This window comes from Lacinutrix sp. MEBiC02595, assembly GCF_053601555.1.
Window position 1 is genome coordinate 569,106 of the sequence record NZ_JBSHNU010000243.1, and the last position, 11,939, is coordinate 581,044.

8 protein-coding genes are annotated in these 11,939 nt (G+C 32.1%); all 8 read right to left on the minus strand.

Annotated elements, in window-relative coordinates:
- Window positions 1-48: 48 nt before the first annotated feature.
- Window positions 49-1,725, minus strand: a complete 1,677-nt coding sequence (locus ACVCZW_RS16160; RefSeq protein WP_452232899.1) for a C45 family autoproteolytic acyltransferase/hydolase — start codon at window positions 1,723-1,725, stop codon at window positions 49-51.
- Window positions 1,715-3,253, minus strand: a complete 1,539-nt coding sequence (locus ACVCZW_RS16165; protein ID WP_452230721.1) for a phytoene desaturase family protein — start codon at window positions 3,251-3,253, stop codon at window positions 1,715-1,717. The genes ACVCZW_RS16160 and ACVCZW_RS16165 overlap by 11 nt, the downstream gene beginning before the upstream one ends.
- Before the next feature lie 4 nt (window positions 3,254-3,257).
- Window positions 3,258-6,935: an MMPL family transporter gene (locus ACVCZW_RS16170; protein ID WP_452232900.1), complete on the minus strand. Its 3,678-nt coding sequence runs from the start codon at window positions 6,933-6,935 to the stop codon at window positions 3,258-3,260.
- Complete coding sequence (locus tag ACVCZW_RS16175; protein WP_452232901.1) at window positions 6,928-8,124, minus strand: DUF2062 domain-containing protein; 1,197 nt, start codon at window positions 8,122-8,124, stop codon at window positions 6,928-6,930. The genes ACVCZW_RS16170 and ACVCZW_RS16175 overlap by 8 nt, the downstream gene beginning before the upstream one ends.
- A 19-nt stretch (window positions 8,125-8,143) precedes the next feature.
- Window positions 8,144-8,641: a hypothetical protein gene (locus ACVCZW_RS16180; RefSeq protein WP_452232902.1), complete on the minus strand. Its 498-nt coding sequence runs from the start codon at window positions 8,639-8,641 to the stop codon at window positions 8,144-8,146.
- A gap of 65 nt (window positions 8,642-8,706) precedes the next feature.
- Window positions 8,707-9,072 carry a 3-hydroxyacyl-ACP dehydratase gene (locus ACVCZW_RS16185; protein ID WP_452230725.1) on the minus strand — a complete coding sequence of 122 codons (366 nt, stop codon included), beginning with the start codon at window positions 9,070-9,072 and terminating at the stop codon, window positions 8,707-8,709.
- Window positions 9,073-9,076: 4 nt separating this feature from the next.
- Window positions 9,077-9,721 (minus strand): porin family protein, encoded by a 645-nt coding sequence (locus ACVCZW_RS16190; protein ID WP_452230726.1) that lies wholly within the window; start codon window positions 9,719-9,721, stop codon window positions 9,077-9,079.
- Between the two features lie 48 nt (window positions 9,722-9,769).
- Window positions 9,770-11,938, minus strand: coding sequence for a hypothetical protein (locus ACVCZW_RS16195; protein ID WP_452232903.1), 2,169 nt, complete (start codon window positions 11,936-11,938; stop codon window positions 9,770-9,772).
- Window position 11,939: the final 1 nt, after the last annotated feature.

Consider the following 11,939-nt stretch of genomic DNA (forward strand, 5'->3'; position numbering starts at 1 on the left):
TAAACAAAAATAAGAATTCTTTTTCTTAATTAGTTTGCTTCGTATTTTCTATTTAAGTTTTCTCTTTATTTTCTTAATATATTTTTCTAATTCCTCTTGATCTGGAACCGTTGTAATCTCTTTCGTTTTCGCTATTTCAAAAGCGTTTAATGCTGCTGTGTAAAAACCTTTTTCGTAATAATATTTTCCAACAAGATAATATACTTCCCAATATTCTGGGTTTAGTTCTATGGTTTCCTTTAGTTTTTCGGAAGGAATGGATCTATCCTTACGAATAGCTTTTTGTAATTCTTTACTAGCTATTCTATAGGCTTCATAATTTTTATACGCTTGGGTAAACTGAAAAGGATCTGCTTCCTTTGTTAATTCTGGTATGGATAGATTTAAATGGGATGCAGAATTATCACTAAATATTTCATCTAAATCATAGGCTACAAAAGCTCCTAATTGATACGGATTGGAAGAAACCCAAACTTGTCTTTCTTCTGGTTTAAAAACAATTCCGTGATGCGCTAACAGCTGATTTAAGGCTTTTTCATTACCATAACCAATCACTTTATCATGCAAGCCTTCTTTGTTTCTTAGAATATCAACAGCATCTTGTACGTTTAGTTTTTCGGTTGCGTTTAAAAGCTCTTCCATGCGTTCGTAACGATATTGCGAATGGCTTTCTGCTATTGCTTTTAGGTTATTTTTATCTTCCGCGTAAGCGTCACTTTGAAAATGATTAGTACAAATTAGTTGGTTGGTGTTTTCTACTTCATACACTCCAAAATTCTTAGGCGAAACTTCTATAGTAACTGCTTTTTTATCTTTTGCACTACCCACAAAAATAGATTCGGAAACAAAAACTTGACGCTTTTTAGCAATAGCAATCGCTTCTTCAATATTGGTTGCGTGTTGTAAAATTTCACGATTCAGAATAGAAATGGGTGTTTTGGCAATCCACGGAATTTTAGACTTCCCAGCGTTTATAGTGACTGTAAGTCCGTGTTCATTCATCCCAGAAACCACACCAATCATTCCTGGCCAAGTTACCGACATAAATTTGTAGCCTTCGGTAGGATTTACAAAAGCTATGATTTTGTTTTTTGCGAAATCATCACCAGCGTAGAAATCGAGATTTCTTCCAATTAATAATTGTCCGTCTTCGGTTTTATTTCCCCAAGCCGCAAAAGAAGAACAGCCAACCAGCATTAAATCTTGCATGGCGTGACCAATATCATGCGCACCATGAAGGTATAGCACTCTTAAATATTCTTCGGCAATATGATTGTATTCGTTGGATGCGTATTTGGAGAGACCCAAAATCTCTGCCTTGTATTCTTCGGTAATATGTAAATACATTTTACGATTATAGAATGCTAAAACTTTGCGCAATAGATATTGTTTGAATTTGGAAGGCACCAATTCATCTACTTTACTTAAAAAAGCGTGTTCTTGGGTTTTGAATAAATCTTCGGTTAGTAAACCGGTATTTAAACCAATTTGATAGGCATTTCCTGTTACATAAAGCTCATAAGAACCATACTTGTTTTTTGCAAAACTGTTGTTTCCAGAAGTGAATGTAGAATCATTAATCGTTATTTTTTCTGAAATTGTTGCATCATAGCCACTAACATCTGGAATATCATGAATAGATTTCGAGATACCACAAGAAGTAAGTACTGTAAAAAGTACTACGACTAAAAACGAAGGATATTGCTTAAAAATATTAATCTTCATTGCTGTTAGAGTCTAGAATCTTATCTAATAAATAATCTTTACCAAGAATTTCGGAACAGGTAATAATAGCACTAATAGTTACACCTAAAATGCCATGCATATTTAAACTTTGACCGGTAAAAAACAAGTTTTTAATTTTTGTTTTTGGCGATAAATGCGAGTGTAGTGGTTTGTTTACATCTTTTACATACGCATACATAGAACCACGATTACTACCAATATAATCTCTATAAGATAAAGGTGTTGAGGTATAATAGGTTTCCACACAATCTCTAAGATTCGGGAATTTTTTCACCAATTCATCAATCAATGTTTCTGCTTTTTCCGTTTTAAACTGCTCGTAGGTTTGTCCTCTTTCGTTTTTATTCGCAACCGTATTATGTGTGTCTTCCCAAGGTTTTACTTCGTCATAATTCATATAGGTCATCACCGCAATACTATCGCCATAACCATTAGAGTTTTTCTTAATTCCCATAGACATCATATAACCTTCTGGCCAACTTTCTTGTGTGTAGTTGTGCGAATCCCAAACCTTGCTAGCATCTTTAAAATGGTAGAAATTTTTGTTTTGGTACTTAAAACTGTTCGGTTTTAAAACCAGGTATAAAGTGAAAGCAGCAATCGTACTTTCAATTTTTTGAATTCTGTTGGTGTATGATTTTCTAAACTTATCTTCACCTACCATTTTTACGGTAAGTTTTGGTTCTATATTAGAGATAAACAAATCGCCTTTAATTTCAATTCCTTTGGTTGTAATTGCTGAGGTAATCAAACCATCTTCAAACCCAAATTTAGAAACTTCATGGTGTTTATAAACTTCTCCACCTTCTGCTTTTAATCTTTTAATAAGTACTTTGGTGATCTGACTTCCGCCATTCACACAACGATACGAACTCTGTATATACGAGTTTGTAGATAAAGCATGCACGAAAAATGGTGTTTTATTCTGATCTCCGGCATACAAATAATTAGAGCCCGCCAATACCGCTTGTAGCTTTTCATTTTTTGTAAATGAATTAATGTATTGTTTTGCTGGTAGTTGAAAAATCTCTGCATCATCATAATAAGGCTTTCCTTTTTCTAGAGAATATAAAGGGAATTTCTGACACGTTGCTTGTAGTTTATCGCAATACATTCTAATGCCTTCTTCCTCTTCTGGAAAATCTACCAATAGGTTTTTTATAAAATTATCATAACCTTGTGCATGTTTGTATTCTTTTGGGTCGCCATCAAAAGAGATAATATCAAAACCATCTTCATCCATTTTATGAAGCTGTATGCCGTCTAAAATATCAATATATTTAAAGTATTGATGCAGATTCTGGCCTTCGCTTAATCCGCCAATATAATGCACTCCAGTATCAAAAATGGTTTTATTACGTACAAAGGTTTGTAGGTTTCCACCGTATTGATTGTTCTTTTCTAAAACACAAACACTCTTTCCTTCTTTAGCAAGAATGATTGCAGAAACCATTCCCGCAAGACCACTTCCAACTATTACAACATCATAATGCTCTTTGTACTTCAATATTTTATTTTTTTAAGATACTAAGTGTATCGTTTTCTATTTCTACTTTAAAACCTAAGGATTTTAAAGGCTCCAGATATAAATTTCTGCTTTCTTTTAATAATACAAAAAGATTTGCAGTATTTGCCATGTTTTCTATTTCATTTTCAGCGATACCTTCCAAATTAAGAAGGGCAACATTAGCATTGTTTTGTATTACTTCTTCTACAGAATTACAAACCAAAATCTTGTAATGTGTATTTGTAATATAGCTATTTTTAACGATAGCGCTTTCGTTTTTATCTGCTATAAAAGTGTGTATTTTTCTATCTGGATGATCTAAAGCTAATAAGAAATCGAGTTGCCCAGAATCTTTAGAAAGATGTATGATACTTGCTTTTTCGTCTATAAAATCTAGAATGGTTCTATAGTTTTTTGCATTGGTTTTTAGGTCTGTTTTTACTTTATAGTAAAGTGCATCGCCTTTATATCTATAGTCTTCTAAAGTAATACGATGAAAGTACGTTTCGTCTTCTAACTCTTCACGAAGGAGATTAAATTCTTTCTTAAAATGTGCACTTATTGCTTTCGTTTTTTCTCTAGATGTGGTACCAAAATTAGTGTTTTCCAATGGAATTCTATCTAATATTTTGATAGTAAGATGTTCCCTTTTTATAATAAAACTTCCTTTTGGTAATACTTCCGAATTTCCATGAATAAGTATTGGAACAATATCTAGTTTTAATTCTTCCGCTAAAAAAAAGGCACCTTTATGAAAGCGTTTTATTTTGTTGGTATACGAACGAGTTCCTTCTGGAAAAGCCATTAAAGAATAGCCTTGATCTAGTTTGGTTTGTAAATGCGAAACGCCTTTATCGATACCGTTAGAAACCGGATAAAAACCAGCCATTTTTACTGCTCTACCAAAAACTGGTGAGTTGTACACCCAATCATTTACCAAGAAAATAATTTTTGGATATTGCATTCCTATTGCCAGAATATCTAGAAAAGAGGTGTGGTTTGCAATAATAATAGATTGCTTTTTGAAGGTTTCGTTACTCGGATTTAAAGTACGGATTTTAACAAACGGATTGGTGTAAAAAACGGACTTCATAAACTTAGAAAGTATTTTATGAAACCACGACATTTTTATTTTTTTGGAAAGCGGAATAAGTGGAAATAGAATAGCACTTATTAAGCCTAAAACAAATCCGCCAATACCATAATATCCAAAAGAAAATATAGCATGTAACAGCAAATGGAAGGTAATTGGTCTTTTAGTTTTGCTACCTATGAATAATTTAAAAAGTAAAGGCTGAATGCTAAACGAAATTAGCAAAGCAGATAAAATACCAATAATAGAAACTAAAGAGATAGAATGTAGCGCAGGATGCTTGGCGAAAATTAAAACGCCGACTCCTAAAATAGTAGTAATAACCGAAAGGATAATCGAAGTTTTATGTGTTGGTAACGCTGCTTCTCCCGTTTTATATTCATGCAGTAAACCGTTGGTAATAAATATGCAATAATCTATGCCTAAACCAAAAACAAAAGTAGAAATAATGATGTTGAAAATATTGAACTGAATACCAAATAAACCCATAACACCAAGCGTTGCCAACCAAGTAAGTGCAATTGGAATTGCAGTAACTAAGGTTAAAGAAATGCTTCTGTAGAATAATAATAGTAGTATTAAAACGACGATAGACGAATATAGAACCAAACGATTAAAGTCCGTTTTAAGGTTCCCCAAAAAGGTTTCGTTCATGTGTTTTCTATCTACAACAACCGTCTTGTCTTGACGCTCAAAAGTATCTACAAGATTTTGTGTGTTTTCATCTTGTACTTTCACTAAAGTGGTAACGGTAGAAAAATCTTCTTTGGTTGTAATATAGTCTTCCGTAGAAATCGTTTTTAAAGCTTTAAAATCTACAACAGAAAGAGGTGTAAAGTCGTTTTCTAAAAGCGCATAAAAGTTTTTAAAAGTGCTAGGTTTAAAACCTAAAGTGTTTCCGCTTTCTACTAAATTATTTTTAGTGTTTTGAATGTTTTGAGTAGTCCAAAATTGCTTCCAATTATTTATTTTTTGAAGCTGAATTTCTTCCGATTGAATTAAAGAACCTATAGAACTAAATTGAATGATTTTATCTTCCTTCTGAAGCTTTTTAAGTATTGGATAAATAGCGTCGTTAGCTAATAAAGCTTCGTTTTCTGTGTTTCCATAAGTTGCTAAATACACCGATTTGGAAGAAATATTGGTAAGCGCATCCAATCTTTGTTGTGCTTCCATAAGCGGTTTAGGTTCAAAATTTAATTTGGCTAAATCGTTATTAAAAGTCACTTTGTTATAGGTGAAAGCGCTAATACTTAAAAGAATAACCAAAGCAATTAAACTCCATTTGTTTTTATGCAAAGGATAAGAAGCAACGCGATCTATAATATTCTTTTTGGCATTCGTTTCTGCTTTGGTATGATACACTTGCGGAATAAAAAGAAGTGCAAAAACCGAAGCTCCTAAAACACTAATAGCAGCAAAAATTCCTAAATCCTGTAATGCTTGCGACTCAATAAAAAGCAAACATAAAAAGGCTAGAGCAGTCGTTAAGCTACTCATTAAAATAGGTTTTGTAATTTCTTTATACAACTGTTTTACGTTGTTATTACTGCGTATATGTGTAAGAATATGCAATGCGTAATCTAAAGTAACACCAAGAAGTACCGAACCAATTCCTAAAGAAATAGCAGAGATTTTACCACGAATTAAATACAGGAAACTAACGGCTAGAAGTGCACCTAAAACAGTTGGTGTAAATAGTATAATGGGTACACTTAGCTTTTTATAAAACAGAATGAGAATGAGTAATAAAACCGTAATAGCAATACCAACAGTAAGCTGAATATCTGTTTTAATCTGTTTGGCATTTGCAACAGCAATTAGTGCTCCACCAAAATAATCTGCGGTTACTTTGCCTTGAAAAGTAGTATTAAGTTGTTCTTGTAAAGCATATAAATTATCCGCAAAAGTAGCGTTTTCAGCAGTCTCGCTTGAAGCAAAAGTAGGCGTGATAAAAAGCAGGACATTGTTTTTGTCTTTGCTAATTATAAAGCCGTTGTGTAAGGTGAAGTCGTCACCAAAACTGAGTTCTTGTAGTTTCTTTAAAGCAATAAAAGATAAACCTAAAGGGTCTTTTAAAATCGTTTCTTTCGCTACAAAACCAGAGGGTGAAATCAGGGTTTTATAATTGGCATTCGTTGTTTTTTGAATGCTGTCTTTATGTAGTTTTTGCTGTATGGATTGGTAATCGCTTTCGTTTAAAAATAGCGGTAAATTGTTGTAGACAAAGTCTAAAGTGTTCATGATATCTTCATCTGCAACTTGACCTTGAATGTCTTTTATATATGCTTCGGAAGTAGTAGCAATACTATCCATAAATGCCGTTGCATAGGTTGTTAAGTCGTCTGCATTTCCGTTTTCTTTGCGTTGAATATTTACAATAATCTTATCGGCAAAATTAACTTGTTTAAGTACTTTTTGTGCTTCGGAAGACTTTTCGCTTTGCGGAATAAGTTTCGTTATATCTTCTTCAAATTCAATGTTAGAAGCTAGAAAGAATAGACCAATAATTAACGACAACAAAATACCGATACTCAAAGGTTTTTGCGACGCTATGCGTTGGTATATGTTATAAAACAGCTTATCCATTTTGTAGTGTTGTGTTCTTTTTTTTGAAAAAGGTAAAGATTATAAAACTTATGATACCAAATACAATAGCAGAAATTGTGGCTAATGTAAAACTACCAACTAAGTATGTTTTTAGATGTTCTGTAATATCGAAACCATTTTTAAACATATCTAAAGTATACTTAAAATCTAAACCTAAAATACGTTGTCCAATTATGGAACTTCCATACAATATAAATGGAATAAAAGGAGGTAAGCTCACGTTAGAAAAACCAAAAGCGATTGCTTTATTTAGCTTTAATAGTATGGCTAGAGAAATGACAAGTAATGTTTGAAATCCCCAAAAAGGAGATATCCCAATAAATACACCTAGTGCAACCGATAATGCTTTTTTAGTTGGCGAATCTTGATGCCCTAAAAAGTCTTCGACAAAGAATCGTTTAATTCCTTTTTTTTTTAATTTCCTAAATAAATTTCTAGGCTTTATATAAAATGCTAATATTAAAATTAAGCAGGTATTTAAAATGCTAATTCTGGTGAAATCTTTAAAAGGCCTAAAGTGCGAAACGCGCTCACTTTCATCATACAATACTTGTATAGGGATATTTTTTACTGCCACATCATTCCATGCTGCTTTCACGATGACTTCTATTTCAAACTCGAATTTCTTCGTGTAAAATGTAAGCTTCTCTAAAGCTTTTAAAGGATACATTCGAAATCCAGATTGTGTGTCTGTAAGTTTAATTCCGGTTTCAAACCAAAACCAGAAGTTAGAAAACTTATTACCAAAGCTACTTTTTCCAGGAACTGTTTCATGACTCATGTTACGCGCTCCAATAAGTAATAGGTTTTTATTTTCCGATTGCTCTAAAGCGGCTACAAATACTTGTATGTCTTCTGGGAAATGTTGTCCGTCAGAATCTATAGTAATGGCATAATCATAACCTAAAGTCGTTGCTTTTATAAAACCTTGACGTAAGGCATTTCCTTTTCCTTGGTTTTTAGGAACTAGAATATGCTGTACTTGAGTATAGTTTTCTAGAATTTGAGAAGTGCTATCTGTAGCGCCATCATTAATAATAATAATATTTTTAGTGTATTGCAAAACCCCATCGATTACACGTTTTAAGGTGCGCTCGTTGTTGTATGTTGGGATTAACACACAGATTTTCAGTCTGTTTATTTTATTAATTAATAGCTCGTTAGTCACTTAAGAAAGTGTTTTCTTTTTAGGACTCTAAAATTAATGATTTTTCTTCATCTGTAAAGCCTTTAGACTGTAAAATATAGTCTTTTATGTGTTTTTTTAATGCGGAGGATTTTATGCCATGGAATTGTTTTAAGATGAAATGTTTATCTTCATCTATATTGCCTTTGTATTTTAAAAGCTTTGGTGTGTTTTCTTGAATACCAATACGTATAAAACGAACTTCTATATTGTTAGGGGCTTTTTCGACTGCATATTCTACTAAAGTAACACCTGCTATAAAGTCCTCTTTTTTTTCTTTTAGTGTTTTTGCATGCTTAGCAACTAATGCCATTGCAGCTCCTTTATATGCTACAAATTCTATTTTATCCTTTTTGGTAACTTCTGCTAGTGACGTATTAAAAGCTTCGGTTTTTGTCTTGTCTTGCGCTGCAATTTTATAAGCATCTCTTACGGTATTCAAATCTAAAGATTGAATAGTAATTAAAAAACTGGCAATAAGTACAAGTATAAGTTTCATTTTGAATTTTTATAAACCTACAAGGTTTTAGCTACTGAAATAAATGCAGCACCATGCCTTGCACGTTATTTTTCTATAAAGTTACTAGTCAATTTTAATGCCACAGTTTCATCAAATTTGGTTATATTTTTTACTTTATAGCCTTCTTCCGTTTCACTAATATCTATAGTTAGCACTAAATCTGGTGTTTTCTCCGGATTTATAATGGCCATAAATTTAATGTTGCTGGAGGATTGCATCATTAATTTTTTACCAACGACTTCTTCCGTTAACTCCTTAATAATTTGCATCATGCAAACTCCTGGAGTTACAGGGTTTCCTGGAAAATGTCCTTTAAAGATGTCGTGATCTTTGTTTATTGTAATGTTTGCAGTTGCCAAATTCTCGGCAACTGCTACATTATTTACGGTATAAAAGTCTTTTAATTGCATCGTTTTAGTTGCTAAAATCAAATTTATAAGAAACACCAATTTGAAAAACGCCATTTAGATTATTATCATCTCTTTCATCATCATAATAGTAATCACCACTTCCGCTATCTCCAAATTCAGAAAAACCGTCGTCATAATCAATAATACCTTGTTTGTAACGTGCTTCCACAGATAAACCAAAAGGGAAATCATAACCAATTCCTCCTGTAAAGGTAATATCTATTGGAGCGGTATCATAAGAATTATAATACGGATCATAATAAGAGTCATAACGATAATTGCTTTGTACATTATCACTAACTTTTACATCGATTCCAGGTCCTACTAAGAAATGTAATCCAAGGTTTTTAATTGGTGAAAATTTATTGATTACAGTTAAACCTACATATTGTAAATCAAGATCATCAACGCCAGAAATATCATATTTTGCTCCTTGTCTAGAATAGGTGACTTCTGGTTGCAAGGCATAAAAATCTGCTAATTGCATCTCTAAAAAAGCGCCAATATAGAAGTCTGTCTTTTGGTCTGTTTTTAAGTTACTTACATTTGCAAAATTAGCACCAGCTCTAACTCCTGGTTTTAAGGTTACTTGCGAAAAAGCGGTTGTACCGGCAATAAGTAATGCTAGGCTTAAAATAATTTTTTTCATTTGTTTTTTGTTTGTTGAAAATAATTTGAGGCTGGTAAAGTATAAAATTTAGTTCTTTTTAAGAAGTATTTTGCCATCATAAAATAAATATGCTTCTTCTAAAAAGGATACCATGTCTGGCCAGTTTGCAGCAGATTCAAAATAGTTCTGATAGTATTTATTGGTTTTGATGGTTAGAATGTTATCGGTAACGGAAGCTTCACTAGTAAAACCTCCAGTTTGATTTTGAACATTTTTATTCAGTTTTTCTAATCCTTGTACCGAATATCCTTCCGGAATAGTTAACGATATATTATTGCTATACGATCTTGGATAGTTCATATAAACATTGTTATCGCGTTGTTTATGTTCTTCGTCGATATCTGCTTGTCCGCCAATAAGTTTTCCTATTAAAAGGATATAATTATTACCAGCTTTTCGAATAAGTTCTTCTTTTAAAGTAAACGCTTCTTCGAATTCTAAAGGGTCTTCCACTCCAAAACGGCCATTATTGAGCACCTTAAAAGTATAATCGTCTATTTCTAGATCGTATTCGTTTTCGGTTTGTTTTTCTAATTGTTCTAGTTGTTTTTCCTTTTGCTTATCTAATAAACTTTTATATTCTTTTTTATAACGAAGTCTGTCTTTCTCTTTTCTGACTTGATCTAAAACAGGTTCGGTACCATACTTTTTATGATCTTTATAGATGTAATCATAAAAGTTTAATCGATCCTTTTGTGCATCTATCTTGTTGTGTCCTGTTGTTGCCGAAATTCTGTTTATTTGCATTCCAGAAAAATCATCAGGAAGTGTAATTGCAATAGATTCTGTAGTGTTATTTATTTTGTGATCGGAAGCTGGTAAACTCGTTAATTGAATATCTTCAATATGTTTTCTGTCTACCACTTTTAAAGCATAGGCATCCGAGTTTTCTAACAAAGGTGATATTTGATTCACTGTTGAAAATTGATTGAAATGCTCTATATACAAAGGTTTTTCGGTTAGAATTTTTAGTACAAAATCTACATTGTCTTCTATCAGTAAATCTTTAATTGGGCCATTGTATCTTTTGGTACCGATTAATATTTCATAATCTATTTTATTGTCTTTTAAAAAGGCTGCAAAAAACTTGATAAATTGGGCATCCGAATTAAATATTATCGGATTCTTATAATAGCCATACGGATACATAATATCACTTTCATCTAACACAAAAGCTTCTACATAATTAGTGAAGTATTTATGACGAATAAAATAAAACGCTTCTTTTACCTTTTCTTCTTCCGTTGTAAAACTTTTATCTTTTAAGAATCTTTCTACATCTCCAAGATTTCCATACGGACTGAATTTATCTTCATATAGATTAAAAATTTCTTCCTTTTTAATATCCTTTTTTATGGTATTTACATCGGTTGGCATAAATGCATCTGCTCGTTTTTCATGCTTTCTTGTTCTAGCAAACAACACTTGAAACTTATACGCAGGAAGTTCTACTAAAGGATAAAACCATCTTGGAAAATCATTAGATGCCACATTTTGCATGGTGAAACCATAAAGTCTTGTTTTGTTTTCTTTGGAAAGTGCTTTGTATGTTTCTAATTCTGGAGCATTATTGTAGGTGTTTAAACTCACAAAGAAATCTTTTTCGGTTTCTAAAGAAAATTTAAAATCTAGAATCGGATAATGCTCTCCTACAATATCTTCAACGTCATCAAATTGATACAAATCATTTTCACTGACAATGATATTGGAGTAGAAGTAATAGTCTAAAATATCTCCTTTTTCCAGGTTCGGAATTGCTAGTTTGTTTTCGTCTTCTTCTTTAATCGCTTCGTTATCTACATCTATTTGAATTTCTTCACCATCAGGTTTAATGATTTTAACACCTAATATAAATGTGTTTAATAAACCTTCGATATGTGCTGTTTTTTGAAATTTAAATTCTGAAAAATCATTCACAGCAACTTGGTCTAATAGTTTAATTTGCTCGTGTTCTATTTTTGTATATTCTATGCTATTATGCGGTCTGTTGTAAATATATTTGACCTCTCTATATAGTATTATTGCAGATTGGTCTTCTAAATCTGTTGGTATAGTAATAGCGCTAAAATCTTTTTTCTCGCTCCAAATATATTCTTTTACACTAGCTTCCTTTTTTAAATGTTCTTTCGATTTTTTTTGTGCGAAAGTAGGTACGCTCATTAAAAATACTAGGGTTATAAGTAATGCTTTATTCATA